A 26,242-nucleotide genomic window follows, 5' to 3' on the forward strand; every position below is an offset into this window, starting at 1 on the left:
ACGGGGCAACCTGCGTCGTGGCGGTTGCGGGGTTCGCCGTGAAACTCACTTCGCGCTGCGCGCTACGTTCAAACATCACGGCGAGTCAGATCACAAAGCAAGCCTGTCCTTCGGCAGGCTTGCAACCCCGCAACCGCCACGACGCAGGCGCTGACATACGGGAGTGGGGAGAAAGGCAGCCGCTCGCTGGCGCTGCGGCTCAGGGGGTTACTGTGCGCCGGTCCAGAACCTTGTCTATCAGGCCCCATTCGCGGGCTTCTTCTGCGGTCATGAAGCGGTCGCGGTCCAGGTCGCGTTCCACCTCTTCGTAGCTGCGGCCGCAGTGCTGGGCGTACAGGCGTGTCATGCGGTCCTTGGTGCGCAGCATTTCCTCGGCATGGATGCGGATGTCGGAGGCCTGGCCCTGCACGCCGCCCAGCGGCTGGTGCACGTGCAGGCTGGCGTTGGGCAGGGCCATGCGGTGGCCGGGCTCGCCGGCCATGAGCAGGAAGGAGCCCATGGAGCGCGCCGTGCCCATGCACAGCGTGTGCACGGGTGACTTGATGAACTGCATGGTGTCGTACATGGCCAGCCCGCTGGTGATGACCCCGCCGGGCGAGTTGATGTACAGGTGGATGGGCTTGTCCGGGTTCTCCGCCTCCAGGAACAGCAGTTGCGCGCAGACCAGGGCAGAGACCGCATCGTTGACCTCGCCGTTGAGAAAGATCACGCGGTCGCGCAGCAGGCGCGAGTAGATGTCGAAGGACCGCTCTCCGCGCGCCGACTGTTCGACAACCATGGGGACGAGCATCATCGATTCGCGCATGGGCGAACTCCTGTGTGTGGTGGTGAAAAAGAATGGGCTGCGGCCCTGCGCCGCATGCCCCGTTGCCGGGGCCCTCAGGTCGCGTGTATCAGGTCACGTGCATCAGGTCGCGTACATCAGGAAGCCGCCGTCGTTGGCCGCTTCCCTGGCCGGCTGCACCCGCGCATCGGTCAGCACATGGACGATGCGCAGCAGCGTGCCGCCATCGGCGCCGGGGCTGATCTGCAGGTCCACCGTGCTTTCAAGAAAGGGCGGCTCCGCCTCGCGCAGCCGCAGGCGCAGTTCCTGCTGCGGCACCTGCTGCAAAGGCTCGGCATGCTCGGTGCCCGGCAGCCACTGCGCGCGCAGCTCGGGAATGCTCAGCGCGCGCCAGACCTTCTCGGGCGGGGCGTCCAGCGCGTACTCCTGCACCAGCTCGCGGGCCGCATCGTCGGTGTCCATATTGCTCATCTTGTTCATTGGTCCATGTCCTTGAGCAGGCCCTTGAGTGCATCCACGCGTTGCGGCCAGTAGGCGCGGTACTTCGCCAGCCAGCCCGCAATCTGCGCCAGCCCTTCGGGATCGACCTCGTAATGCATGAAGCGCCCCTGCCGCTGCTCGCTCACCAGCCCCGCATTGCGCAGCACGGCCAGATGCTGGGACATGGCCGACTGGCTGATCTCCATCCCCTCGCGGAGCGCGCTGGCATGCATGCTGCCAGCGGCCAGCTTCTCGAAGATGGAGCGGCGCGTAGGGTCGGCCAGGGCCTTGAAGATGTCGTTCTCGGGCATGGCGACACTTTAGCAACCACTTATTTCAAATGCAAGTCCCGCACGCCAATCCCGCCGCCACGCCCTCATCCGCAAACCGCTTGGCCGCCTTGAGCAGATAGCTCACGGCATAGAGGATGGGGTCGTCGGCCTCGTCGCCATTCAGATGGTCCACCACCTCGATGGCATAGCCCAGATTCACCGCCGTGTCGTGCAGCAGGCCCAGCAATTCCTTGTCCTGCGGCTCCAGCGACTGCGCCTGATCAGCCTTCACGTAGTAGATGCGCAGCAGATCCCGGCAGACGCAATTGATGGCCGTGATGTTGTGGCGAGCGTGCAGGTCCAGCACATCCAGCGCGGCGCCCATGTGCAGGACGGCGTCGATGGCGAGGTCGTCGAGTTTGGGTTGGGGTGAGGTGATGAGGTTGGGTTCATCCATGGCGGCTCCCAGGGCTTGGATCATGTCGAACAACAGGCACACGGAAATCGACCGCGTGAAGCGCCGTTTCATTCTACGAATTTCGTAGAGACGAAATCAATACACCCTACGACTATCGTAGGATGCCTCCACGGACCAAGCCACCTTCCAGCCTATTTGGCAAACGCCTGCGCGAGGCAAGGCTGCGTACCGGGATGCCGCAGGATCAGTTGGGGGTTGCCGTCGGTCTTGATGAGACAACGGCAAGTGCTCGGATGAGCAGATATGAAACTGGCGTCCATGAGCCACCTCTGGATATTTCCAACCGGATTGCGCAAGTGCTGGGCGTGCCGACTGCCTACCTTTATTGCGAGGACGATGATCTTGCCGACGTGATCCTGGCATGGAGCAAGCTGGCTCGCGGCGGTCGGGCGCAGGCGAAAAAAGCTGTATTGGGTTTGGTGGCTGGGCGGTAGGGGTGAACGCCCGGGCAGCCCCTATGACGGGATGTCGGCAGGATTGGACGACAAGAGATCACTGACTGCGTATCGATATCGTCAAAGAGGCGGCCTTCTCAGACGGCGGCAAACGGCCATAAGCGGTCGTCCGGCGCGAGGACTCGAACGGCAGGTTCAGGCAGGTTCCCGACGCTCATTGGTGAAGGTTCACGCGGCGGCTGTGCGCCCGTTTCAGCCGGTGGTTGCAATTACATCAACGACCGGTTCGGCCATTAAGTGGATGGGACTGAGCAACAACATGGTTAGTTTCGACACATCCAACTGCGCCCACTGCCACTTCGCGCTATCTGGCCTGCACGGCGGGCTACCTGAACCGCGGAGTCCAGGATTCGACGAGCCACCGCTCCTCGTCCTCTGCCTCGGGCTCGGGTATGTCGATTCCGAATAGTACCGTCAACGTTTTTCCATATCGGCCCAGACCGATCACATCTTCGCTGATCTCGATGCTTCGCTTGCCTCCGAACCAGTGTTGGAGATTCGAGGTGGCATCGACCTTTACACCAGCGAGCACGTTCTCGGGGATTTGGTTGAAGGCGAAGGTCGCGGTACTGCGCGGAAGGCTCTCGTGTTTGCGTAGCCAGTCGATGCCCGGGGTCTGCCGCAGCGCCTCGGACATAAAACAGTGATCGATGACTCCTCCCTGACTTAGCACGATCGCCATCGGATCTCTGGTGCATTGCGTGTAGCGAATCGCCGTGGCGTGCAGAGAGGTCTTGCATTGTTCTGCCAATGCTTGAATGGCAGACAGTCCGTCTCCCGCGCGCTCGAGCGCAGGAAAGAACAGATGTCGAGGCATGAGAAAACCAGCGGCGAAGCGATCCGCCTCAATTTCGTAGCGGTCCTTCGAAGCAAAGCCAGCCCGCGATGTGTGTGCGCCGCTGTCGCCGGAGATCACGGCATCGACATGGCCTGGCAGAAAGTAGTGGCCCAGTTCGTGCCCGACACTGAAGTTCTCGAAGCCCTCGTTCTGCAGATGGGTCGCGTAGGCGATAGCGAACTCGTTGCCGAACCGGACCAGCATGCCGGACGTCCCGCCTTGATCCATGGGTTTGGCGACCACATCGATGCCGCGGTCCTGCGCAACCTTCCTCGGGCAGATCGGCAGTGATGTGAGCCCGAGGCCTTTGACAATTTGCTCGGCGGCAAGAGAGGCGAAAGCGAAGGGATCACTGGAGGTCATGACTTGTTTCTCTCCTTGGCGCGGTTGGCCAGCATCATGATCAGATCATCGGCCATCTTTCGATCACTGCCATCCAGCGCTTCGTAGTGGCGATGCAGGCGGTCAGCCCCGGCCAGGGCCTTGAACTCATCAACTCTGCCAAGCAGGAAATCCGTGGTGACGTCCAGGCTGTCGGCCAGGATGCGCAAGTTGTCGAAGGACGGTTTGCGAGTGCCCGTCTCGAAGTGGGAAATGGCAGACGGCTGCATGCCTGCCTTGGCGGCCAGATCTGCTTGATTCAGACCGCGGTACTCGCGCGCGCGTCGCAGACGTTCCGGGAAAACCTCCGATGGACTGGAGGGGGTTGACATAGACATGACGAAATCGTAAAGTTAAAAATGACTAGTTCGTCATAGCCCTCATGGGCCTCTTTTTTAGCCGGGAGTATGACGAATTCGTCACATGATAGATGACGCTCCCGGCGATGGCAACGAAGAAAGGATATTTGCCATGGCAGACGCACAAGTGACTTGCATCGTGAAACCGAACACCCAAAGTTCGCATGAACACATCACCCATTTGGGCAACCCAGCCGGGGACTGGATGTGGTCGCGTGAGCAGGTGATCCGGAGCATCGATGAGAAGTCGAATACGTTCTACGTGCTGGACCCGACCAGTGGAAAACGCGCCGACATCGGTGTTGTTCGAGAAACCGGCAAGGCCCCCTACCTTCGCACATACGCGGACGGCCGGTGGAATAACAACCTGTTGTCCCTCAATCAATGCCCAATCCGTTGAATAAGAGGAGCAAGGATCATGCGTACACCCTTGAAGCCCGGTATGAACACTGGCAAGCGCGGCGGGATTTTCCAGGAAGTCGGCCCTCGTGGCGGGAGACAGCAGAACTTCGCCACAGTGCCGGATAATAGGCAACTTCCGCCAACGGCCAAAGCTGGTCATGGCTGGGTACCGGTCAAAGTGACACCTGACAGTGAGCGCTGAACAGAGGGCCTGGCGCATATCCGCCAGGCCTCCAGGAGCCATTTATGGGCATGCAGTTCTATACCCAGCGAGTGAGAGACAGCATATTGCCGCTTTCGGTCGGAGATTCTCTTCCGAAGGCCTTTGAGGAGTGGTCCGTCACGGAAAATGTGATTGATCATGAAAGGCCCGAAGAGATGTGTGAGCTGTGCGGCCAAGAGTCATTGCGCTACCACTTCGAAATTAGGAACAGCCTGAATGGGAACCAGTTGTGGATCGGATCGCAATGCATCCTGAAATTTGACCTTTCGGTTTTCGAAGATGGGCGCGTGTTGTCCGCTGCGGACGCGAAGCGTAAGATTCAACGCATGCTGGAGGGGATGCAACAAGAGGCCTGCATCCGTGCGTTGGAAAAAGTTGCGACTGTGGAGAACAACGAGATTCTCGCCAGCGCGCTCCAGTTCTTTCGAAAGAATAAATATCTATCCCCGAAGCTTGGATTTGTTGTTCTTTGGCGACTTAACAAGAATCGTATCGAATACAACCCTTCTTTTTTCAAGATCGATCTCAAGCACGACCGACACAAAGTACAGCTGCGTGAAATGGAAGAAAGTAGGGTTCACATTTTATGGCCGGCGCTGTCTTCGTCACAGCGTCGAATGGCAGAACGCCTTGGTCACCAGCATCCGGACTAGAGAGCGAGCGTAGTTGTGGAGAACGACCCGTAGATAGGCTGTGTGGATTAACATGTGCCGTTCGGGGGCACAAGGGCTCCAGGGGAAATTCTTCGCCATCGTGAAGACGGCCTACACACTAGGCTAATAGCCGCGGCGATTGTCCGACCAAGATCAGACTCTCATTGCCGCGTGCTGAAGGACCACTCCTGTTATATCGCTGTCGCACGACTGCTCCGGTTGGCCGACGGCAACCGCTGCGCAGCAGACACTCGCAGCCGAAGCACGAACGACAACCACGGGTCGTTCCACGCCAGCAACGGCCCGTTTTTTCCCGTCAAGATCAACGACCAACGATGGCGCTGGGCTCTTCATCGACGGCATCCTCGTCGCAATCCAGCCTCACGACATCAAACTCAACGTGATCGACGTCTGGAACTTTCCCAAAATCGACGAGGAATCCGTGAACCAGCACCAGTCCACGGCCTGCATCGATAACCCTCCCCGTGCCGCTGTACGTGTAATGTCCGGTCCTGATCAGTCTGTCGCGCCCCAGCTTTTCTCGCTCGTCCTGCGGCCAATCGAAGCCATACGGTGATTGGAGCAGCCGGACGTCCAATGCACTGAGACGATTGCGAACCCTCTGTCCGGCGCGCAAGGTGCAGGGGTGGCAGAACACGGTGACGGCCGCCTGGTCGCTGGCCAGCGTAACGGACGCAGCTTCGTCGCCCGGCTCATCGACATGCAAGACCAGAAGATCTGGAAAGAACGTGCCTGTCATGGCTTCGCGGCGGGGCTGGCCGCCTTCGCCTTTTCTGCTGGCAGTTGCAGCCCATCGGCCAGCGCCGCACCCAGCGCGTCAATGACCGCCCGCACGCCCGGCACGTTGCGGCGGTCGCGGTGATAGGCCAGGTACACCGGGCAGGAAGGCAGCGGTGCGTCCACCTCCAGCCGTGCCAGGCCGGGCACGGTATGGGCCATGGCGTCGGGCAGCAGGCAGATGCCCTGGCCTTGCTCCGTGGCCTCCTGGCGGGCCAGGTCGGAGCCGGATCGAAAGACGAACCGGGTAGCTCCCCGGCTGGCCAGCCACAGGTTGGAGGCGTCCTGCCGGCCGGTGGCCAGGTCCTGCCCCACGAAGTCGTGGCTGGCGAAGTCCTGCACGCGCAGGTGGCGACCCGGCAGGCGCTGCTCGACATAGCCGTGCGAGGCGTACAGGCCAAACGTCAGTTGCCCCGCCCATTTCTCCACCACCACGGCCGAGCTGGAGCGCCCCACCCTGAGCGCCACATCCACTTCGCGCCGCCCGACATCCGTGAAGCGCGACTCCACGGCCACTTCAATATGCAGTCCGGGATGCGCGCTTCTCAACTGCGAGAGCACGGCGGTCACGGGCTTCACGAAGCCCTCGCCCATGCTGACGCGGATGGTGCCGGTCAGCGCATGGGCCTTCTCGTCGGGCCGGTCGTCGCGCTTGATGCCGCCCAGTCCCAGCTCGAATTGCTCGGCCAGCTCCACCAGTTCCATTGCATCGGGCTCGACCGTCGTCCCTGCGCTGCTGCGATGAACCAGGGCGCGGCCCAGGGATTGCTCCAGCGCCTCGATGCGCCGCGCGACGGTGGAGGTGGACAGGCCCAGGGCCGCGCCTGCGGCAAGCAGGCTTTGGTGGCGGTGAAGCGCCAGGAGCACGCGCAGGTCATCCCAGGTGGTGGGCGGTTGGTTTTTCATGAATGCAAATCAGCTTACCAGCGCTGCCCATTCCCAGCCGGGCACCCCGTCGCAATACTCGAGTGCATGAAAACCCCTTTTGATTTCTCCCAGAAAACCGTCCTGGTGACCGGCGCCTCCATGGGCATCGGCGAAGTATTCGCCAGGGAACTCGCCCGCCGTGGCGCCAAAGTCGTGCTGATCGCGCGCAGCCGCGACAGGCTCGAAAAGCTCGCCAGCGAATTGCCCGGCGCCGAATTCCTGGTCGAGGACCTGGCCACACCCGGGGCGGCCCGGCGGGTCTTCGATGCCGTCAGCGCCAGGGGCCTGCTGCCGGATCTGCTGGTGAACAACGCGGGCTTCGGCACCCACGGCAGATTTGATGAACTGGCGCTGGCCATGCAGCGGGAGGCCATCGACCTGAATGTGGGTGCCCTGGTGGAGCTGACGCACCTGTTGCTCCCCGCACTGGAGCAGCGCCAGGGCGGCGTCATCAACATCGCCTCCACGGCAGCGTTTCAGCCGGTCCCGTACATGGCGGTCTACGCCGCGACCAAGGCCTTCGTCCTTTCGTTCAGCGAAGCGCTCTGGGCCGAATACCGGCCGCGCGGCGTGCGCGTGCTGGCGTTGTGCCCGGGCGCTACCGACACGGCGTTCTTCGCCCGCGCCGGCGAGGCCGCATCCTTCGGGAAAAAAGCATCCAGCGAAGACGTGGTTCGCCTGGGGCTGAAAGCCTTCGACGACAACCGCGCCTCGGTGGTGCACGGTTGCGCCAACTACCTGACGGCCCTGGGCGCCCGCATTGCCACGCGCGAGTTCATGGCCCGGTTCACGGCCCGCGTGATGAGGCCTGCAGCGCAGCCGGCTTGAATGCCCCCGGTCTCAGGGATGCAAGCTCGCCGCGGCCCGGCCATTCCTGGCACGGGCCTGCGTTCACCAGTCAGTCGCCACTGCCGGCAGCCCTTCGTGCGAGGGAAAGTGCGGCAGCACCTCCTGGGCCAGTTCCTCCAGCACCTCGGCGGGCGGGCGCTGTGTCCACTGGATGCCCAGCGCCGCGTGGTTCACCCCCGCCGCCTGCCACTGTTCGAGCAATGCCACCAGTCCCTTGCGCCCGGTGCGCAGGACATAGCCCCCATGCAACGGGGTTGGGGGATGGCCGGGGTCATCGACCAGGTCGATCCACTCGTTCGTCATGTGCGGGCGGAATGCGCCTCCAGGGATCAGGTCACGCCAGGCGCGGATTTTTTCCGCCAGGTGCTGGGGCCCCCGGGGGGTATGGGTGGCACCGGGGTAGGTCAGCCAGCCATCTGCATGCTCGGCAATCCACGCCAGCGACTGGCCTGACGATCCCGTCACCATCAGCGGAATGCTCCCCGCAACGGGCTGGGGGAGAAACTCGGCTCCTTCCAGGCGTCCCAGCGGGGAATCGATGTCCAGGTGCCCGGGCTGCATGAGCTGGCGCATATAGGCCACGGCCTGGGAAAAGCGCTGTGCCCGGGCCGCGTGTTCCAGTCCGTAGGCGGGAAACTCCATCGGCCTGTCGCCAGAGGCCAAGCCCATCACCAGCCGGCCGCCGGAGAGCTGGTCAATGCTTGTGGCGGCCTTGGCCAGGTCGATCGGATGGCGCAGGGAGACGATGGCGCTGCCCGTGGCCAAGGAGACCTTGCGCGTACGGGCTGCCAGGAAGGACAGGTAGGTGAAGGGGTCGAACACCTGCCCTGCGTCCCCGAACGAGGGATCGAACAAGGGGACATCGCGCACCCACACGGCGGCAAAGCCATGCTGGTCGATGCGGGTGACCAGATCGGCCTGCCCGCGCAGCACCGACATGTCGCCCTTGTAGCTGCGCAGCGGCAGGAAGATGCCCACGGTCAGCCGGTCTGGTGCAAACATGCGCCGGTAGCCAGGGTGTGCGTAGAACGAGGCATAGGAAGCCCCACCCGTGCGCGGGGAGAGAGGAGTTGCGTTCATTGGCTGGACCTGACTCGTGTTCATGCGCCGGTTGCCGGTGCCGGCAGCGTGATGCCCTTGCGCACCGCAGGCCGGGCCGCGACCCGCTCATGCCATGCGCTCAGATGGCGGTGCCGGCTGAAGTCGAAGTGGATGATTCGCGCGATGTGCGTCCAACCGAAATGGGCAATGTCTGCAATGGAGTAGCAGTCGCCGGCCAAGTAGGAACGGCCCTCCAGCGCGTGGTCCAGCACCGTGAACGCATCCTCCGTCAGGCGCCGGTAGCGTTCGATGGCCGCAGGGACAGGGCTGTCCGCGAACAGCTCGAAGTGCACGCGCTGGCCCAGCAGCGGCCCGACACTGGACGCATGGAATTGCAGCCATTTGATCGCCTCCCAGCGGGCCTGCAGGTCCTCTGGCAGCAGCTGTCCGGTCCTGTCGGCCAGGTACAGAAGAATGGCCGCTGACTCAAACAACACCACACCCGTCTCGCTGTCCGTGAGCACGGGAATGCGGCCATGGGGATTCAGCGCCAGAAAGGCCGGCTGCCGGTGCTCGCCTTCATCGATGCGCACATGGTGCAGCTGGTAAGGCAGCGAAAGCTCTTCAAGCGCAATGGTCGCCTTGAAGCCATTGGGGGAGCTGTCTGAATAGAGATGGAACATTTAAATTTTAGATAAACTGAATTCATAGAATCGCTGGAAAGACTTATTCTCAACAGATATACGTCTAATTTGAAGCGATGATTTCTGCTCCATGAATTTAGTAAATCTAAAAACAAGATGACCTATCCATTGCAGGCGCTGCGCACTTTCGTGGAAGTGGGGCAGCGCAAAAGCGTCAAGGCCGCGGCGCAGGCCCTGCACGTCACGCCCGGCGCCGTCAGCCAGCAGATCCGCGTGCTGGAAGACCGCCTGGGAGTGGTATTGCTGGAGCGTGAGCGCCTTGGCATGCGGCTGACCGAGGCAGGCGCCAGCGTGTTCCCCAGGCTGCGTGAGGCGTTTCTTCAGATCGACCAGGCCATGCACGACCTGGAAAGCACCAAGGCAAGACGGAGCCTGACCGTCAGCACGGTCGCCACGTTCGCGGCATCGTGGCTGGTGCCCCGGCTGGGGCGTTTCAAGCAATTGCACCCGGACATTGAAATCCGCGTGGAGGCCACGTCGGAACTGGTGGACCTGCGGCGCGACCGGGTGGACGTGGCCTTGCGCCATGGGCTGGGAGACTATCCGGGGCTGGAGGTTCTCCCCCTCATGGCGCCGGTTCTGACGCCCGTCGCCTCGCCGGGATTCCTGAAGGCGCACGGGGCCGTGATCCATGAGGCAGGCGATTGCCTCAGCTACCCCCTGCTGCATGACGGCGACCGCGCAGACTGGCCGCTCTGGCTGAAAGCGCATGGCGTGGCGGACGACATGCGCGCGGAGCGCGGCAGTGCCTTTGACGATGACTTCCTGCTGATCCGTGCGGCAGAGGCTGGCCAGGGCCTGGCGCTGGTGCCGCAGGCCTATGCCCAGGAAGAAATCGCGGCGGGCCGGCTCATCCAGGTGCTGGACAAGCCATGGCCCGCAAGGTTTGCCTACTACGCGGTGACGCGGCCCGGAGCGGCCGACCGCCCCGAAGTGCGCGCGTTCCTGGAATGGATTCGCGACGAGGCGGGAAAAAACCTGTCACCTCCCCAACCCTAGCCCAGCACGAGCCTTGCTAGCCTTGGCACATGCTGATCTCCGAACTCGCCCAGCTCACGGGCGTCTCCATCCACGCGCTGCGGCACTACGAGCGCGCGGGCCTGCTCAAGCCCCAGCGCCTGCCCAATGGCTACCGCGACTATCCGCGCTCGGCCCGGCGCGAGGTGGTGTTCATCGCCATGTCCCGCGCGCTGGGGTTCGGGCTGCCGCGCATTGCGGAGAACCTGCGCGCCTGGCGTGCGGGGCGCATAGGCCCCGGTGACCTGGCCGATGCCGTGCAGCAGCGCGTGCAGGAGATAGACGAACAGATCGCCGCGCTGCAGGCCCAGCGCGCCCAGGCCCTGGACTATGTGCAGTGGCTGCGCGCCCGCCAGGCCGAGCGGGATCTGGCGCAAACGGCACCGACCCCAGCCAGCGCCCCCGACAAACCCGCCGCGCCCTGGCCGCGCGTGCGCCGTGCCGCTTCACCCACCACGAAGGAGACAAGCCATGACTGAGCCGATCACGCACCCCACCCCATCCACCCAGGCGCTGCAGAACGCTGTGCTGGCCATGCCCATGGCGCGCACCCTGGGCCTGCGCTTCGTGCGGGCCGAGCCCGGCGCCACCGAGCTGGAGATGCCCATTGCCGATGCCCTGTGCTTTCAGCCGGGCCAGTTGCAGGCCACGGCGATCTTTGCGCTGGGCGACTTTGCGGCGGTGTCGGCCGCAGGCTCTGTGCTACCGCCAGGCTGGGCCAATGCCACGGTGGACGGCAGCGTGAAGCTCTTCGCCCCCGCACGCGGCACCCACCTGCGGGCGCGCGGCCGCGTGGTGGATGCCGGCCGCGTGCTCAGCATCTGCGCAGCCGACCTGTACGCGGTGGCCGAGGATGGTCATGAAACGCATTGCGCGACCTGGCTGGGCACGGCGCGCAATCTGGAGCCGAGGCCCGTGCGGGCCTGAGAACGTTCCCCCGGCCTCCCCACCCCGTATGCCAGCGCCTGCGTCGTGGCGGTTGCGGGGCTGCGAGGTTGTCGAAGGGCAGACGACCTCGCCAAGGCCACCACGGCTACAAGCTTTCCTTCAAGCCAATCTTCTCTTCAGATAGAGACTCTCGCCTATTGTGAATAAGCAATACCAACATCACACAGGACACGAGAGAAGAAAACGAGAAAATATAGTTGATCATGGAATAACTGGAGCCATGGAAGCCCAATGACATTGGAGCAAAAAATATCACTGCATAAATAGTCCAAAAAATCATTCTTGACGACCAATAAAGACCTAGCCCACCAGAAATTGCTGCCGCATAGAAGAACACCACATCCGTAACTCCTTTGCACAACAAGGAAAGGAAACCTTCCTCGACAATTTGAGAACCATTCGCTTCTGATATTTCATAGAACAGCATGAATACAGACAATGCAACAACTGGAATAATGGCACAAAAAATCATCAATGACGATGAATCTCTAATGAACTGAAATTGCACTGCCCATTTTCCACGATTTTTGGATATCTCGATTGCCAGAAGAGCACATACTCCCATGGCAGGCAGTTCTGCCAACAGCAATATGGCAGAAGCTTGAGATTGAATTGCAGAATACATTGCACCCAGCCCTGCAACAGACATTGACAATATATAAAGCAGATATTTCCCAAAGAACGCATTGGCATAGCCAGGGATAAAAACGGAAAATATTCTTCTGCCAGGCAAAACCCGAAAATTGAATGAAAATCTGAATTGACAGTATTTCCGCATCAAAGCATATGCGGCAACGGAAAAGATGATGTCACTGAACAGATAGGCCAGAGCGACAGAATCATCGCTCATCCACTTATTCTTCCCAAGCAGCACCAGCACAACAATCACACAGGCTGCGTGGAAAAAAACCTGCCACATTCTGAATTTTGCAACGGTGGCAGTATGTGATCTTGACTCAAGAACGCAGCTACATACATTGATGATTCCGAAGAATGGAATACACAGAATTATCAATCTTGCCTGCGATACGGCCCCATCCAACAGTTCCTCTGGCAAACCGGATATCAGGGTTTTCGAGATAACAGGAAGCCAATACACCAGAATAAAACAAAACCCGGTGTATAGGAGGACCAGCCAAAACAGCAAACTGATGAGTGAGTCTGACTGCTCCTTATCTTTGCTGGCAGCCATTTCCGAAAAGAAGATGGCGCCAATACTCGCTGGAAATACAAAGAAAAGTGATGCAAAGGAAAGGGCTATGCTGAATTGGGCAACGAGAGTCGAGCTATAAAAACTAATGGCAAAAATGGTGACCATGGAGGCAAGCGGTGGGGCGGCGCGTCCAACTGCAAGATCAAATACCCGCTTTGCATCACCAGGCCTCATACCTATCCATCCTCCGCAGAATCAAAATCCATGATATATGACTCGAATTCTTTGAAATGAAGATCCTGGGCTATCTTTGATAGAGCCATTCATTTTATTTGTCCTCCACCCCTCTCACCCCGGAATATGGACCACCATAACAATGGTGGCCAAATATATTGGTGCAATCCTCGAAATACATCTGGATGCAGCAATAGAATAATCTTTTAATCCGATATGAACAAATCAATCATTCATTGCAAAAATGCATGATGCAATCGGACTGATCTGAAAATCTTGATGCACAGCCTGGGCTGCACCAGCGCCTAAATGGAATTCGCAGTCTGCCAACCCTGCTTTTACAGCGGCGGCTCATATGCATGCCACTGCGCTGTGGCGATTGCATTGCAGTCCTGCCGAAGGACAGGACTGCCCCATTGCCTGACGCGGGTCAAAAACAGACCCGGCCAGTCAACTCACCCTCGCAGCTTCAACCGCCGCGCCTTCACCGCCGCAGCCAGCTGCTCCAGCACAGGCACGGTCTGCTCCAGGCTGATGCAGGCATCGGTCACGGACACGCCATGCGCCAGCGGCTGGCCGTCCACGATGTCCTGCCGCCCTTCCTGCAGGTGGCTTTCGATCATCAGCCCCGTGATGCGGGCATCGCCACCGGCGATCTGCTGGGCCACGTCGGCCGCCACGTCGATCTGGCGGCGGTGCTGCTTGCTGCTGTTGGCGTGGGAGACATCGATCATGACCTGCGGGCGCAGGCCTGCGCCTTCCAGCAGGGCGCAGGCGGCCTGCACATGCTCGGCGCCGTAGTTGGGCTGCTTGCCGCCGCGCAGGATGACGTGGCAGTCGCCATTGCCGCGGGTTTCGAAGATGGCGGACTGGCCCATCTTGGTCATGCCCATGAAGGCGTGGGGCGCGCTGGCCGCCTGGATGGCATCGCTGGCCACCTTGACGCCGCCGTCCGTGCCGTTCTTGAAGCCCACAGGGCAGGACAGGCCGCTGGCCAGCTGGCGGTGGCTCTGGCTTTCCGTGGTGCGCGCGCCGATGGCGCCCCAGCTGACCAGGTCGCTGATGAATTGCGGCGACAGCAGGTCCAGGAATTCCGTGCCCACGGGCAGACCCAGGGCCAGCACGTCCAGCAGCAGGGCGCGGGCCATTTCCAGGCCTTCGTTGATGGCGAAGCTGCCGTCCAGGTGCGGGTCGTTGATGTAGCCCTTCCAGCCCACGGTGGTGCGGGGCTTCTCGAAGTAGACGCGCATGACCACGAGCAGCTCGCCGGCCAGGGCGTCGGCCTGGGCCTTGAGCTGGCGCGCATAGTCCATGGCCTGGTCGTGGTCGTGGATGGAGCAGGGTCCGACGACGACGATGAGCCGGTCGTCCCGGCCCTGCAGCACGTCCGAGATGGCGGCGCGGCTGGTTTCCACCAGTTGCTGCGCGGCTTCGGGCGCGGGCAGCCATTCCTGCAGCAGGGCCGGGGTGATCAGGGGGCGCACGGCCTTGATGCGCAGGTCGTCGATGCGGGTGGTGTCGTGCGTGCTCAGGGGCACGGCACTGCGTTGTACGTGGGTGGGGGTGGTCATGGCGCTATTGTCGCGCCTTGAGGTTTCCCGACCGGGGCGGGCAAGTGGCTTGCCCGCCCCTTGGCATCGACTTACTGAGCCGCCGCTGCAGGTGCCGGTGCAGGTGCAGGTGCAGGTGCCGGTGCCGGTGCCGGTGCTGGCGCAGGCGCAGGTGCGGACTCTGGCGCAGCCGGCACAGCGGCCGGTGCCGCGCCGTACTGCCAGCCGGCGGGCAGCAGGCCATCGACCCAGTGCAGGCGCCAGGCCATCAGCGCCAGCAAGGCCACCACGGCCAGCGCCACCAGGGTGTTGCGCAGGCCGTTGCCTTCCGCATAGGGATCGCCCGCCGTGCGCCGCGCGCCCACCGGCACCTTGGCGGTCTGCGACAGGCTGCGGCCCAGCGGCAGGTTGATGCGCATGCGGCCGTTGATGGCCCAGCCGCTGGCGTCCAGGATGGGCCCCAGGCTGCGCTGGCGCAGCTTGAGCCAGGCAATCATCATGCTGGGCCCGGAGATGGCGGCAATGAGGCCGACCAGGGCCACGGGAATCCAGGGCCCCAGGTCGATGAACTTGCCGAAGATGCCCACCAGCACGGCGCTGATGGAGCCCAGGGCCACGCCCAGGGCGGCCACGGTGCCCACATCGGTCTTGCGCGATGTGGCCGCAGCGGTGGCAGCCGTGGCGGCTGTGGCGTTGGCCGCAGCGGTGCCGGGCGCCGTGACCAGCTGGCCAGCCTGCGTGCCCAGGCTGGCGGTCACGCCCTCTTCCTTGGCCGAGGCGCGCTTGGCCACCTGTTCCTCCACCATGCGCAGGAATTTCTTGTAGGGCAGGAAGAAGGCCTGGCCGATGCTGGTGGGGTTCTCGATGAGCTTGACGATGGTGGCGTCCCAATCGTTGCCCGCGCGGTCATAGAACACGCCGTTGCGGCCCACGAAGAGAAAGTCCACGTCGCCCGCCGTGAAGGCCGCGACGATGGCTTTCTTCTTGCCCTCGCGCCGCAGCTCGCAGTAGGCCAGGCAGGTCTTGGCACGGCCGGCCAGCGCGGCGTGGGCGGCGGTGTCGGCCACTTCCACAGTCAGGTCGCAGCTGCGCGCATCCAGGTAGAGCGTGCCGGCCTGGAAGGCCGCGCCCTCGCGCCGGTAGAAGCTGCTGAACGAGACAAAGTTGTTGAGCAGCACCAGCAGGTCGCGCTGCAGGCGGATGAGCTTTTCCAGCGCCACGGCCTGCAGGCTGTGTTCCTTCTCGGACTCGTCCTGGGCGATGAGGTCCAGCAGCGCCGCTTCCTGCCCGCCGTCCAGCAGCGCCTGCACCTCCTGTTGAGGCAGGGCATCGAGCGGCGTGGCGGGCCGGGCCGCCAGCCATTGGCGACAGGGCTGCAGGGCGGCCTTGACCTGCTCCCACTGCGCGGCGGTGATCTCCTGCAGGTCTTCGCCCAGCACGGGCTGCACGGCCTGCTCGCGCAGGGCCTGCAGCGCGGCGGCCCAGGCGGGGTTGACGCCCTGGGCCAGCGGCAGCGCGCGGTCGGCCGCCACGGCGGCCAGCGGCAGGGCGGCAATGGCTTGGGCGCCGCTGTCCAGCACCTCACGGCCCAGGGCGGCATAGCCTTCTATGGAGGGGTTGAGCGGGTCCTGCGCGCGCGTGTCGAAGGCGGCCAGCCGCGTGCGTGCGAAGAAGTCGTCCACCTTGGCCTGCACCGCGTCCACGGCGCGGGCGGCGGCCAGGGCCTGGTCGCGCTCGGCAATGCCGCAGCCCAGGGCCTCGGCGCCTGCATGCCAGTCGCGCAGGGAACGCAGGTCGGCATAGAAGGACTCGGCCTGCTTGCGTGCGATGCCGGCCACGCCATCGGCGCCCGCCGCCGTGCCATAGGCCTTGCCGATGCGCTCGACCAGCGCGGCCAGCGCCTTGTCGTCCCCGGCGGTGGCGGGGCTGACGATGCCGTCGCCATTGAAGCGCATGGCCGCCAGGGAGGCCAGGCGCTCGCGCACCTGGGCCAGGCTCAGCGCGGCGCCGCCGGCCTGGCCGGACAGGGCCAGCATGCGCTCGGCCTCGGCGTGCAGCAGGGCGCCCTGCTCGCTGTCGCGCTCCAGGCTGGACAGTTGCAGCACGTCGCCGCCATCGGCCAGCACCTGGGGGTCACGCACGCGCGCCACGGCCCATTGGCAGGCGGCAATCAGTTCGGGCGGGCGGATGCGGCCGTCCTTGTCTTCGTCGATCAGGTCCAGCGTGTCGCTGTCGAACTCGATGCCGCGCGTGGGGCAGGCCAGGGCCACCCACAGCTTCTGGTCCAGCTCGCCGATGTGCGCAATGTCCTGCCCGGTGCGGATGACCACCTGGTCCACTCCACCGGCGCGAAAAAACTCCCAAGCATGTTGCTGCTGCATGAAATACCCAACGGCCGCTCTGGCCAACATTCAAAAAACGAAAACGAAAAACCGAAAAAGGGCCGCAGTTTAAAAGTCATTCGGCCTGCTCAATTGAAGACATTTGTCAACGATGGGCGTCAGCACAGGCTGTCAGGGCTGGCGCTTTGTGTGAAAATAAAAGCACTGAATAGATACTTTATTGTCTCCATGCCCTCCAACTCCACCGCGTCGGCCCCTCAACAAGGCCGGGACAAGCTGCACCTGCAGCTGGCGCGGCTGTTCCGCAGCAAGGTGTCCACGGGCGCCTGGCCCGTAGGCAGCGCCATTCCCACGGTGCAGGAGCTGGAGGCGCTGCATGGCGTGTCGCGCACCACGGTGCGCATGGCGCTGGGCGCCCTGGTGGCAGAGGGCCTGCTGCTCACGCGCAAGCGCGGCGGCACGCGGGTGATTGCGGCGCCCTACAAGCCACCGTCCTTCCTGCTGCCCACCAGCTGGAAGGAGCTGGTGGCCTTTGGCGCCCACATCGGCCAGATCACCCTGCACACCGGGCGCGACTGCCTGCCGCCGATTCCCGAAGGCTTCCCCGACGTGGGCCGCATGGCCCCCGCCTACGTGCACCTGCTGCGCGTGTACGACCATGACGCGGCGCGGTTCTGCCTGTCGCAGCTGTACCTGGAGCAGGAACTGTTCCCCGAGATCGAGGCCCAGCTGGAGCGCAGCTCCCTGGCCGTGGCCCTGAGCAGCGACCCCTCGCGCATTGCCGTGGCGCGCCAGCACTTGAGCGTGGCGCCGGCCGACGAACTGGCCGCCGAGCACCTGGGTGTGGCCCTGGGCACGCCGCTGATGCAGGCGCTGCGCTGGGCATGCAACGCCGACGGGCTGCTGATCTACTGGGCGCGGGTGCGCTTTCTCAGCGAGTACGTGCATATGGAAATGGATCTCCTGAAATGAACCCGACTTCCTCATTCCCCGCTTCACGCCCGCATGCGGGCCGCGTGGCCTGGATCACCGGCTCGACCAGCGGCATCGGCCTGGCCGTGGCGCGCCATCTGGCCAGCGAGGGCGCAGCCATCGCGCTGCATGGCCAGGCCGCCGCTTCTGCCGAGACCGATGCGCTGGTGCGCGAGATCGCCCACACGCATGGCGTGCCGGTGCGCCACTACGGCCTGGACCTGCGCGACGGCAGCGCCATCGCACCGCTGGCGCAGCGCATTGCGGCCGAGATGGGCGCCATCGACATCCTGGTCAACAACGCAGGCATGCAGCATGTGAGCCCGCTGCTCGAATTCCCGGCCGGCAAGTGGGACGAGCTGCTGGCCGTCAACCTCTCGGCGCCCTTCCATGCCATCCAGGCCTGCGCGCCGCAGATGCTGGAGCGCGGCTGGGGCCGCATCATCAATATCGCCTCGGTCAGCGGGCTGGTGGGCGTGGCGCGCAAGCCGGCCTATGTGGCCAGCAAGCACGGGCTGATCGGCCTGACCAAGTCGGTGGCGCTGGAGTTCGCCACCACGCCCGTGACCTGCAATGCCATCTGCCCCGGCTGGGTGCTGACGCCACTGGTGCAACGACAGATCGATGCGCTGGCCGCGCGCGAGGGGCTGGATGCCGACGCGGCGGCGCGCCAGCTGCTGGGCGCCAAGCAGCCCTCCCAGGCCTTCGTGACCGTGGAGCAGGTGGCGGCGCTGGCCGGTTTCCTGGCCAGCGAGCAGGCCGCCCAGGTGCGCGGCGCACACTGGAACATGGACGGCGGCTTTGCCGCTGCCTGAGCCGGCCACGCCTCGCCCTGCCCCGCCAAACCCCTTTTCATACCAACGACAGACAAACCCAACCAGGAGAGACAGATGTCCTTGAACGAAACCCATGACGCAGGCCTGCGCAGCTGGGTGACCTCGGCCAACACCGGCGCCAGCGACTTCCCCATCCAGAACCTGCCGTTTGCGGTGTTCCGCCGCGCAGGCAGCCAGGAGGCCTGGCGCGGCGGCGTGGCCATTGGCGACCAGGTGCTGGACCTGGCGCGCGCAAGCGCGATCAAGGCGCTGGGCGATGCCGTGCAGCCGCAGCTGGAAGCCGCTTCGCAACAGCACCTGAACGGCTTCATGGCCATGGGACCTGCCGCCTGGTCGGCCCTGCGCCTGGCGCTGTCGCGCGCGCTGCGCGAAGGCGCTGCCGCACAGGCGGCGCTGCAGGATTGCCTGGTGGCCCAGTCCGACGTGGAGTACACGGTGCCGGCAAAGGTCGGCGACTACACGGACTTCTATACCTCGGTGCACCACGCCACCAACGTCGGCAAGCTGTTCCGCCCGGACAACCCGCTGATGGAAAACTACAAGTGGGTGCCGATTGGCTACCACGGCCGTGCGTCCAGCCTGCGCGTGTCGGGCGTGGACTTCCGCCGCCCCATGGGCCAGTTGAAGGCACCCGACGCCGCCGCGCCCGCGCTCAAGCCCTGCGCACGCCTGGACTATGAGCTGGAGATGGGCATCTACACCGGCGCCGGCAACGCCTGGGGCGAGGCGATTTCCATGGACGAGGCAGAGAACCACATCTTCGGCCTGTGCCTGCTCAACGACTGGTCGGCGCGCGACATCCAGGCCTGGGAGTACCAGCCGCTGGGCCCCTTCCTGTCGAAGAACTTCGCCACCACGGTCTCGCCCTGGATCGTGACGCTGGAGGCGCTGGAGCCCTACCGCACGGCCTTCACGCGGCCCGCCGCAGATCCCCAGCCCCTGCCCTACCTGAGCTCGGCCGCCAACTCCGAGCGCGGCGCGTTCGACGTGCAGCTAAGCGTGGCGCTGGAGACCGGCCGCATGCGCGCCGAAGGCCAGGCAGCCCAGCAGATCACCCACACCAGCTACCGCCACGCCTACTGGACCATGGCCCAGCTGGTGGCCCACCACAGCGTCAACGGCTGCGACCTGCAGCCCGGCGACCTGCTGGGCACGGGCACGCTGTCCGGCCCCACCTCCAGCGAGGCCGGTGCGCTGCTGGAGCTGACCGAAGGCGGCAAGAAGCCCGTGGCGCTGGCCAATGGCGAGAGCCGCACCTTCCTGCAGGATGGCGATGCCGTGATCCTGCGCGGCTGGTGCGAGAAGCCGGGCGCCGCGCGCATCGGCTTCGGCGAGTGCCGCGCCACCGTGCTGCCCGCGCGCCAGGCCTGATGGCAAAGGCAGATCGATCGGGGCCGATGGAGCGGCCCGATTGATCTGCCCGATTGATTCACCCGATTGATCCGCCCGAATGTCGTGATTCCGACAGCCATGAGTGCATGACACAATTGCTGACATGCCCGCCCCATCGGAAGACGCCATCTCAGCACCTCCCGCCACCATCGACTTCGGAAGGCAGGCGGCCCCTGCCCGGCAGGAGCCCGCCTTTGCCGAGCCCGGCAGTGCCAGCAGGCCCGACACGGCCGACTCTCCCAAGAGCCCCAGCAAACTGCCGCCCTCGATAGCCAGCGCCTTCGCTGCCGCAGCCTATGCGCTGCAGCACGGCGATGACGCCGCTGCCCCCAACGAGCGGGCAGGCGCCGGCGCACATTCCGGCGTCACCAGCTTCACGGGCGGACAGGGCGCCGGCCTGATGCCGGGCCTGTACGCCAGCCTGATTGGCGAGCCCTCGCGCGACTACTACCTGCGCCTGTTCGAGCGCTTCGACGCGCTGGGCAAGCCCTTGCCTACATGGAACCTGGCCGCAGGCCTGTTCACCCTGCCCTGGTGCGGGCTGCGCGGGCTGTGGCAAGAGGGCGGCCTCTATGCGCTGGCCGCCGGCGGCACGGGCCTGGTCTGGGGCCTGCTGCTGCGCCCCGCGCTGGGCCTGCCCCCGGCGATTGCCCACGGCATCGATGCCACGCTGATCCTGCTGGCCATTGCCATTCCCGGCCTGGGTGCCAATGCCCTGTACTGGCACCATGTGCGCCGCCACACGCTGCAAGCCATTGGCGAGGCCCCCAACATGGCCGCAGCGCACGAACGCCTGGCCCGCCGGGCGGCCACGCCCCTGCGCAAGCGCCTGGCCGTGGCGGCCGGTGCGGTGCTTGCCGCCGCTGCCGGTGCAGGCATCTGGGCGCTGTCGGGCATGCCACATTTCATGGCGGCACAGACCGCGGTGATCCCGTCCGAAGCCATACCGGCCGCTGCACCAGTTTCGCCAGCTGCACCAGCCGTGGCGCCAACGCCCGCCGCAGCCGTACCTGCCGTTGAAACGCCAAGGACGGAACCGGCGCCCACACCCGCCCCTACTCCCGCCCCCACTCCCTCCCCCATACCCCAGCCGCAAGAGCCGGTCACCCAGACCGAGGCGCGCCCTGATCCGCAAGCGCCCTTGCCTGCTGCCGGCAGCACCGTCTCCGGCACGGTCGAACCCATGCCCGTCGTGGCAGCGGCCGGCGCCGCGGGTGCCGTCGCGGCCACTGCAGCGGCAGCCATTCCCGTCAAGGCCGCGTTGGTGCCAGCCAAAGCACCTGCACCTACGCCTGCGTCCGTGCACGCAGCCACGCCAGCGCCCGCCAAGCCCTCCAAGGTGGCGGCTGAAACCAAACCAGCCAAGCCCGCCAAGCCCGCCGAACCCGTCGCAAAGGCCGCGACACCTGCCAAGGCCGCCTCGGCGGCTCTGGAGCCGGGCAACTACTACATCAACATCGGCGTGTTCTCTGAAGCTGGCAATGCCGGGCGCGTGGTGGAGCGGCTGGAGAAAGCCAAGCTGCCCACGCTCAGCCAGACCCTGCACAGCAACAAGGGCGAGATCGTGCGCGTGCGCTCGGGCCCCTTTGCCAAGCAACGCAGCGCCGATCAGGCGGCCGCCAAGATACGCGCCATGGGCATGGAGGCCACGGTCTTCCACCACGCCCCCGCGGAAGGCCGCAGCGCGCGGCGCTGAAGCCTTTGCTGCCACCTGTTACTTCCGCATGCCTTCGGCTTCGCCTTGGCCCGGCTCAGCCCGGCTAAGGTATGCGGCATTGTCCGAGGCAGCGTGCCCGCGCCTGCCCTGATACTGCGCAGCAACACCCCATGAATCGAGGAGACAGACCATGCCGATGACCGCCCCCGCCCTCCAACGCCGCCTTGCCGCCCTGGCCCTGCTGGGCGCCACCACCCTGGTGGCAGGCTGCGCCGGCATGAGCAATCCTTTTGGTGGCAGCAGCGGCGGTGGGGCGCAACCGGCCCCGCGCCCCGTGCAGGTCTGCAATGCGGCATCGGCGCAGTCCTTCGTGGGCAAGAGCAATACCTCGGCCACGCTGGAGGCCGCCCGCAAGCAGTCGGGCGCCTACATGGCCCGCGTGCTGCGCGAAGGCCAGCCGACAACCATGGAGTTCAACCAGGAACGCCTGAACCTGGTGGTCGACGGCACAGGCCGCATCGTGGCCGTGCGCTGCGGCTGATCGCCGACCGATTGCGCTGTGGCGCTGGATGAAAAAAGGACGCCTAGGCGTCCTTTTTTCAAAGGCGGTGCGCAGGCTCACTCGGCCAGGAACAGCTCCTGCAGGTCGCTGAGGAAGTCAAAGCCCCGCTCCGTAGGCACCACCCGCCCCAGGTCGCGCGTGATCAGGCCCTTGGACTGAGCGGCGTCCAGCCCCTTGGCGATGGAGGACAGCGGCAGGCCCGTGCGCTCCATGAAGTCCTGCAGCGCAAAGCCTTCGCGCAGGCGCAGCGCGTTGAGCATGTACTCGAAGGGCAGGTCGGCACGGCGCACCTCGCCGTCCTGCGCCAGCGGCGCGCCGGCCAGGGCCTGGTCCATGTAGCGCGCGGGATCGCGAAAGCGCACCTGGCGCACGATGCGGTGCGCAAAGCTGAGCTTGCTGTGCGCGCCCGCGCCTATGCCCAGGTAGTCGCCGAACTGCCAGTAGTTGCGGTTGTGCCAGCACTGGTGGCCCTCACGCGCATAGGCCGAGATCTCGTAGCGCTGCATGCCCGCGGCAGCGGTGCGCGCGGTGATGCGGTCCAGCATGTCGTAGGCCAGGTCGTCCTCGGGGATGGCCGGCGGAAACTTGGCGAAATACGTATTGGGCTCGATGGTCAGGTGATAGACCGACAGGTGCGGCGGGGCGAAGGACATGGCCACGTCCAGATCCCGCGCCAGGTCCAGTTCGGTCTGGCCGGGCAGCGCGTACATCAGGTCGATGTTGAAGGTCTCGAAGCTGTCGGCCGCCTCGCGCACGGCCGCACGCGCCTGGGCGCCGTCGTGCACGCGGCCCACGGCCTGCAGCAGGCGGTCGTCAAAGCTCTGCACGCCAATGGACAGCCGCGTGACACCGGCCGCGCGGAAGGCGCGGAAGCGGTCGGTCTCGAAGGTGCCGGGGTTGGCCTCCATGGTGATCTCGCAGTCGGCCTCCATGCGCAGGCGCGCGCGGATGGCAGCCAGCAGCCGGTCGATGGACTCGGGCGCGAACAGGCTGGGCGTGCCGCCGCCGATGAAGATGCTGTGCACGGTGCGGCCCCAGATCAGCGGCAGCGCGCTCTCCAGGTCGGCGACCAGGGCGTCGATGTAGCGGTCTTCGGGCAGCTCGGGGCCGTCGCGGCCGTGCTCGTGCGAGTTGAAGTCGCAGTACGGGCACTTGCGAATGCACCAGGGCAGGTGCACATACAGCGACAGCGGCGGCAGGCTGCCAAGCTGCAGCGTGCCGGGGCGCATGTAGTGCTGGATGTCGCGCTGCACGGCGGCCTGGGCGCCGGAGGCCGAATCCTGGGGCTGGATGGGAATCATCGCACCCAGCGCTCGCGCACGAGTTCAATCATCTGCAGCGTGGCGCGGCCGCGGTGGCTGTGCGCGTGCTTCACGGCCGGGTCCATCTCGGCAAAGGTCTGGCCCAGCTCGGGGATGTACATCACAGGGTCGAAGCCGAAGCCCTGCGTGCCACGGCGCTCGGTGGTGATCTCGCCGAGCACACGGCCCATGGCGATCAGCGGTTCGGGGTCCCTGGCGCTGCGCACGCCCACCAGGGTGCTGACCATGGCGGCGCGGCGGTCGGCCACGCCCTGCATCTGCTCCAGCAGGGCGCGCACGTTGTTGTCGTCGCTTTTCTCGTAGCCGAACTGCGTGCAGTAGTAGGCCGTGTCCACGCCCGGCAGGCCGCCGAAGTGCGAGACGCACATGCCGGCGTCGTCGGCAATGGCGGGCAGGCCCGTGCGCTCGGCCGCGAAGCGGGCCTTGGACAGCGCGTTCTCCACGAAGGTGCAATGCGGCTCGGGCGCCTCGCCCTCGAACAGGTCGCCCTGGCGAATCAGTTCAACGCCCAGCGGGGCGAACATGGCTTGCAGCTCGGCGAGCTTGCCGCGGTTGTTGGAGGCCAACACAATCTTCATCGTAGAAATCCAGTCGGGCGCCCGTGCGCCCTTTGTCGTCAATAGGTTCGGTAGTCCATGCGCGCCACCGGCACCGCTGCTGCGGGCCGGCAGCGGCGTTCAGCGCTTGAACTGGCGCTCGGCCGAGCGGCGTATCGCCTCGTTGATCTCGGCGATGGAGCGCTCGATGGCGGCGTCATCCAGCTCATCTTCCAGGTCTTCGATTGGCCCCCCCTGGATCGTGGATTCAAACGCGTCGTTCTCGATGTCCTGGGTGGAGATGCCCATGGTGGACTCGAAGGCGTCGGGCGTCTCCCACTCCATGGCGATGGCCGTGACGTTGTCGCTGGCATCGCCCGCGTTGCGCAGCGCCGTTTCCACCAGCTGGGGGATGGCCTGGGACACGGTGCGGCCGTGCAGGGTGCGCATCAGGTGCCCTTCGTCCACGCTGCCCCACAGGCCGTCGGAGCACAGCAGCAGCTTGTCGCCCTGCTCCAGCCGGCGCGGCTCGGTCACGTCGTAGATGGGCTTGGACGGCGAGCCCAGGCAGGTGAACAGCACATTGCGGCTGGATGTCTTGAGCTGCGCGGCGATCTCGCCCATCTCCAGATAGGAGTGGTCGCGCGTGCGCACCAGCAGCTCGCCACCGCGCACCAGGTACAGGCGCGAGTCGCCGCAGTGGATCCAGGTGATCTTGCCCTTCTGGATGACGGCCGCCACCAGCGTGGTGCGCGGCGTATCGATCATTCCCTTGGCGCTGGCGTAGCGCAGGATCTGCCGGTGCGCGTGCAGCAGCGCATCGACCAGAAAGCCCTGCGGATCGTCCAGCAGCGGCTTGGCCTGGCGCTGGAAGTGCACGGACATCACCTGCAGCGCCAGCTGCGCGGCGACCTCGCCTTCGGGATGGCCGCCCATGCCGTCGGCCAGCACGAAGAGCACGGCCTCCCGCGTGTAGCAGTAGCCCATGCGGTCTTCATTGAGCGCACGGCCGCCGCGGCGGCTCAGCTGAAATACCGAAAACCTCATGGCTTGCGCTCCTGGCCGACGGCCGGCAGGCCTGCCGCGCCGCTGATCTTCTGCATGTTCTTCTTGGCGTCGGTCACCAGCGTGTCCAGTTGCAGGCGCATGCGCTCGGAGACACTGAGCTTGGTGTAGCGGCGCTCACCCTCGCGGCTCAATTCCTTTTGCAGCGCAAACACCGACTGCGGGCGCGAACCCGGGTCCATGGCCATGCACCACTCGACGACTTCGATGAGGTTGTCCGAGTACACGCCGCGCAGCTTGGTCAGCGCCAGCGTGAGCCGGTCCTTGTCCTGGCGCTGCGGCGCCTCGTTGGGCGGAAAGCCCTGCATGCAGGCATAGATGCAGGCGCCAATCGCGTAGATGTCGGTCCAGGGGCCGAGCGACGCATCGCGGCGGTACATCTCGGGCGCGGCAAAGCCCGGGGTGTACATGGGGCGGATGAAGTTGCCTTCCTTGGACAGCACCTCGCGCGCCGCGCCGAAGTCGATCATCACGGCACGGTCATCATTGGTGATGAAGATGTTGGCCGGCTTGATGTCCAGGTGCAGCATCTTGTGCTGGTGCACGATGCGCAGGCCGCGCAGCACCTCGTCGAACAGCGAGCGGATCGTCGATTCGCGGAACACCTTCTCGGCCTTGAGCTCGCGCGCGGTGACAACGAAGTCCTGCAGGGTGGCACCCTCCAGGTAGTTCATCACCATGTAGACGGTTTCGTTCTCGCGAAAGAAATTGAGCACGCTGACCACGGAAGCGTGCGAGATCTGTGCAAGGGAACGCCCTTCCTCGAAGAAGCTCTTGAGGCCCAGGCGGTACAGTGAAAGCTTTTCGGGAGCCACGGCGGGCTGCAACTCTCCGGGGGCACGGGTGGCCAGCGATGCGGGCAGGTATTCCTTGATCGCAACCTGCTTGCCCTCTGCATCCAAGGCCAGGTAAACGACGCCGAAACCGCCGGAAGCAAGCCTGCGCACCACCCGATAGCCGCCGATCGTGCTGCCTGGCGGCAATGGCGCCGGCTTGATCTTGGAAGACATTT

At 64.8% G+C, this 26,242-nt stretch carries 29 protein-coding genes; 12 read left to right on the plus strand and 17 right to left on the minus strand.

Translation table 11 applies throughout. The features are described 5' to 3' along the window. Nucleotides 1-199: 199 nt before the first annotated feature. The 4 genes from DA1_RS26465 to DA1_RS26480 all read right to left on the minus strand — a co-directional run bounded on the left by DA1_RS26465 (nt 200) and on the right by DA1_RS26480 (nt 1,993). Nucleotides 200-805 (minus strand): ATP-dependent Clp protease proteolytic subunit, encoded by a 606-nt coding sequence (locus DA1_RS26465; RefSeq protein WP_034391023.1) that lies wholly within the window; start codon nt 803-805, stop codon nt 200-202. Nucleotides 806-907: 102 nt separating this feature from the next. Beyond that, entirely contained in the window at nt 908-1,264 is a 357-nt protein-coding gene (locus DA1_RS26470; protein WP_034391021.1) for an SRPBCC family protein, read from the minus strand. After that, nucleotides 1,261-1,575: an ArsR/SmtB family transcription factor gene (locus tag DA1_RS26475; protein ID WP_012203973.1), complete on the minus strand. Its 315-nt coding sequence runs from the start codon at nt 1,573-1,575 to the stop codon at nt 1,261-1,263. Before DA1_RS26475 ends, DA1_RS26470 begins: the two co-directional genes overlap by 4 nt. A gap of 25 nt (nt 1,576-1,600) precedes the next feature. Next, the gene (locus DA1_RS26480; RefSeq protein ID WP_034398259.1) at nt 1,601-1,993 is read right to left on the minus strand and encodes a hypothetical protein; all 393 of its coding nucleotides are present in this window, start codon (nt 1,991-1,993) and stop codon (nt 1,601-1,603) included. A gap of 122 nt (nt 1,994-2,115) precedes the next feature. Here DA1_RS26480 and DA1_RS26485 point away from each other — a divergent pair, with 122 nt between their 5' ends. Next, nucleotides 2,116-2,448: a helix-turn-helix domain-containing protein gene (locus tag DA1_RS26485; RefSeq protein WP_034391018.1), complete on the plus strand. Its 333-nt coding sequence runs from the start codon at nt 2,116-2,118 to the stop codon at nt 2,446-2,448. Nucleotides 2,449-2,794: 346 nt separating this feature from the next. On the opposite strand, the gene DA1_RS26490 is transcribed toward DA1_RS26485, so the two are convergent. Further along, nucleotides 2,795-3,670 (minus strand): ImmA/IrrE family metallo-endopeptidase, encoded by an 876-nt coding sequence (locus DA1_RS26490; RefSeq protein ID WP_034391016.1) that lies wholly within the window; start codon nt 3,668-3,670, stop codon nt 2,795-2,797. Further along, complete coding sequence (locus DA1_RS26495; RefSeq protein ID WP_230590725.1) at nt 3,667-4,020, minus strand: helix-turn-helix domain-containing protein; 354 nt, start codon at nt 4,018-4,020, stop codon at nt 3,667-3,669. The genes DA1_RS26490 and DA1_RS26495 overlap by 4 nt, the downstream gene beginning before the upstream one ends. 139 nt (nt 4,021-4,159) lie before the next feature. On the opposite strand from DA1_RS26495, the gene DA1_RS30070 reads away from it, so the two are divergent. Both DA1_RS30070 and DA1_RS26500 read left to right on the plus strand, forming a co-directional pair. After that, the gene (locus DA1_RS30070; RefSeq protein ID WP_080736995.1) at nt 4,160-4,447 is read left to right on the plus strand and encodes a DUF3892 domain-containing protein; all 288 of its coding nucleotides are present in this window, start codon (nt 4,160-4,162) and stop codon (nt 4,445-4,447) included. Nucleotides 4,448-4,701: 254 nt separating this feature from the next. Next, entirely contained in the window at nt 4,702-5,325 is a 624-nt protein-coding gene (locus DA1_RS26500) for a hypothetical protein (RefSeq protein WP_034398257.1), read from the plus strand. Nucleotides 5,326-5,647: 322 nt separating this feature from the next. On the opposite strand, the gene DA1_RS26505 is transcribed toward DA1_RS26500, so the two are convergent. Together DA1_RS26505 and DA1_RS26510 are read right to left on the minus strand one after the other, a co-directional pair. Beyond that, nucleotides 5,648-6,085, minus strand: a complete 438-nt coding sequence (locus DA1_RS26505; protein ID WP_034391012.1) for a hypothetical protein — start codon at nt 6,083-6,085, stop codon at nt 5,648-5,650. Then, nucleotides 6,082-7,029 carry a LysR family transcriptional regulator gene (locus DA1_RS26510; protein WP_034391010.1) on the minus strand — a complete coding sequence of 316 codons (948 nt, stop codon included), beginning with the start codon at nt 7,027-7,029 and terminating at the stop codon, nt 6,082-6,084. The genes DA1_RS26505 and DA1_RS26510 overlap by 4 nt, the downstream gene beginning before the upstream one ends. 66 nt (nt 7,030-7,095) lie before the next feature. Between DA1_RS26510 and DA1_RS26515 the strand changes: the two genes are divergently transcribed. Further along, on the plus strand, nt 7,096-7,878 hold the full coding sequence (locus tag DA1_RS26515) for an SDR family NAD(P)-dependent oxidoreductase (RefSeq protein WP_034391007.1): 783 nt from the start codon (nt 7,096-7,098) through the stop codon (nt 7,876-7,878). Between the two features lie 63 nt (nt 7,879-7,941). Here DA1_RS26515 and DA1_RS26520 read toward each other — a convergent pair whose 3' ends face one another. After that, nucleotides 7,942-8,979 (minus strand): LLM class oxidoreductase, encoded by a 1,038-nt coding sequence (locus DA1_RS26520; protein ID WP_034391005.1) that lies wholly within the window; start codon nt 8,977-8,979, stop codon nt 7,942-7,944. A 20-nt stretch (nt 8,980-8,999) separates the two neighbouring features. Further along, nucleotides 9,000-9,623, minus strand: a complete 624-nt coding sequence (locus DA1_RS26525; RefSeq protein WP_034391003.1) for a glutathione S-transferase family protein — start codon at nt 9,621-9,623, stop codon at nt 9,000-9,002. 117 nt (nt 9,624-9,740) lie between these two features. On the opposite strand from DA1_RS26525, the gene DA1_RS26530 reads away from it, so the two are divergent. From DA1_RS26530 to DA1_RS26540, 3 genes are read left to right on the plus strand one after another with little or no spacing between them, the layout of a single operon-like run. Further along, nucleotides 9,741-10,643 carry a LysR substrate-binding domain-containing protein gene (locus tag DA1_RS26530; protein WP_034391001.1) on the plus strand — a complete coding sequence of 301 codons (903 nt, stop codon included), beginning with the start codon at nt 9,741-9,743 and terminating at the stop codon, nt 10,641-10,643. A gap of 29 nt (nt 10,644-10,672) precedes the next feature. Continuing rightward, nucleotides 10,673-11,140 carry a MerR family DNA-binding transcriptional regulator gene (locus DA1_RS26535; protein ID WP_034390999.1) on the plus strand — a complete coding sequence of 156 codons (468 nt, stop codon included), beginning with the start codon at nt 10,673-10,675 and terminating at the stop codon, nt 11,138-11,140. Further along, nucleotides 11,133-11,588, plus strand: coding sequence for a PaaI family thioesterase (locus DA1_RS26540; protein ID WP_034390998.1), 456 nt, complete (start codon nt 11,133-11,135; stop codon nt 11,586-11,588). The genes DA1_RS26535 and DA1_RS26540 overlap by 8 nt, the downstream gene beginning before the upstream one ends. A gap of 106 nt (nt 11,589-11,694) precedes the next feature. On the opposite strand, the gene DA1_RS30080 is transcribed toward DA1_RS26540, so the two are convergent. The 3 genes from DA1_RS30080 to DA1_RS26550 all read right to left on the minus strand — a co-directional run bounded on the left by DA1_RS30080 (nt 11,695) and on the right by DA1_RS26550 (nt 16,927). Beyond that, the gene (locus DA1_RS30080; RefSeq protein WP_080736808.1) at nt 11,695-12,996 is read right to left on the minus strand and encodes an MATE family efflux transporter; all 1,302 of its coding nucleotides are present in this window, start codon (nt 12,994-12,996) and stop codon (nt 11,695-11,697) included. 455 nt (nt 12,997-13,451) lie between these two features. Then, the gene (locus DA1_RS26545; RefSeq protein ID WP_034390997.1) at nt 13,452-14,567 is read right to left on the minus strand and encodes a 3-deoxy-7-phosphoheptulonate synthase; all 1,116 of its coding nucleotides are present in this window, start codon (nt 14,565-14,567) and stop codon (nt 13,452-13,454) included. Nucleotides 14,568-14,638: 71 nt separating this feature from the next. Next, nucleotides 14,639-16,927, minus strand: a complete 2,289-nt coding sequence (locus DA1_RS26550) for a hypothetical protein (protein WP_034390995.1) — start codon at nt 16,925-16,927, stop codon at nt 14,639-14,641. A gap of 189 nt (nt 16,928-17,116) precedes the next feature. Between DA1_RS26550 and DA1_RS26555 the strand changes: the two genes are divergently transcribed. The 5 genes from DA1_RS26555 (at nt 17,117) to DA1_RS26575 (ending at nt 22,286) form a co-directional block, all read left to right on the plus strand. Beyond that, nucleotides 17,117-17,860 (plus strand): GntR family transcriptional regulator, encoded by a 744-nt coding sequence (locus tag DA1_RS26555; RefSeq protein WP_012203963.1) that lies wholly within the window; start codon nt 17,117-17,119, stop codon nt 17,858-17,860. Then, entirely contained in the window at nt 17,857-18,675 is an 819-nt protein-coding gene (locus DA1_RS26560) for a 3-hydroxybutyrate dehydrogenase (protein ID WP_034390993.1), read from the plus strand. Before DA1_RS26555 ends, DA1_RS26560 begins: the two co-directional genes overlap by 4 nt. Before the next feature lie 75 nt (nt 18,676-18,750). Further along, the gene (gene fahA, locus DA1_RS26565; RefSeq protein ID WP_034390992.1) at nt 18,751-20,067 is read left to right on the plus strand and encodes a fumarylacetoacetase; all 1,317 of its coding nucleotides are present in this window, start codon (nt 18,751-18,753) and stop codon (nt 20,065-20,067) included. A 124-nt stretch (nt 20,068-20,191) separates the two neighbouring features. Beyond that, complete coding sequence (locus DA1_RS26570; protein WP_034390990.1) at nt 20,192-21,784, plus strand: SPOR domain-containing protein; 1,593 nt, start codon at nt 20,192-20,194, stop codon at nt 21,782-21,784. 151 nt (nt 21,785-21,935) lie between these two features. Further along, the gene (locus DA1_RS26575; protein ID WP_034390989.1) at nt 21,936-22,286 is read left to right on the plus strand and encodes an I78 family peptidase inhibitor; all 351 of its coding nucleotides are present in this window, start codon (nt 21,936-21,938) and stop codon (nt 22,284-22,286) included. Between the two features lie 77 nt (nt 22,287-22,363). Here DA1_RS26575 and hemW read toward each other — a convergent pair whose 3' ends face one another. The 4 genes from hemW to DA1_RS26595 all read right to left on the minus strand — a co-directional run bounded on the left by hemW (nt 22,364) and on the right by DA1_RS26595 (nt 26,240). After that, entirely contained in the window at nt 22,364-23,608 is a 1,245-nt protein-coding gene (hemW, locus tag DA1_RS26580; RefSeq protein ID WP_034390987.1) for a radical SAM family heme chaperone HemW, read from the minus strand. Then, a complete protein-coding gene (gene rdgB / locus DA1_RS26585) occupies nt 23,605-24,207 on the minus strand; it encodes an RdgB/HAM1 family non-canonical purine NTP pyrophosphatase (protein ID WP_012203957.1) in 603 nt (200 codons plus the stop codon). The genes hemW and rdgB overlap by 4 nt, the downstream gene beginning before the upstream one ends. Before the next feature lie 99 nt (nt 24,208-24,306). After that, nucleotides 24,307-25,212, minus strand: coding sequence for a PP2C family protein-serine/threonine phosphatase (locus DA1_RS26590; RefSeq protein WP_012203956.1), 906 nt, complete (start codon nt 25,210-25,212; stop codon nt 24,307-24,309). After that, the gene (locus tag DA1_RS26595) at nt 25,209-26,240 is read right to left on the minus strand and encodes a serine/threonine protein kinase (protein WP_012203955.1); all 1,032 of its coding nucleotides are present in this window, start codon (nt 26,238-26,240) and stop codon (nt 25,209-25,211) included. The genes DA1_RS26590 and DA1_RS26595 overlap by 4 nt, the downstream gene beginning before the upstream one ends. Nucleotides 26,241-26,242: the final 2 nt, after the last annotated feature.

The sequence above is a fragment of the Delftia acidovorans NBRC 14950 genome (genome assembly GCF_001598795.1).
Lineage (GTDB): Bacteria > Pseudomonadota > Gammaproteobacteria > Burkholderiales > Burkholderiaceae_C > Comamonas > Comamonas acidovorans.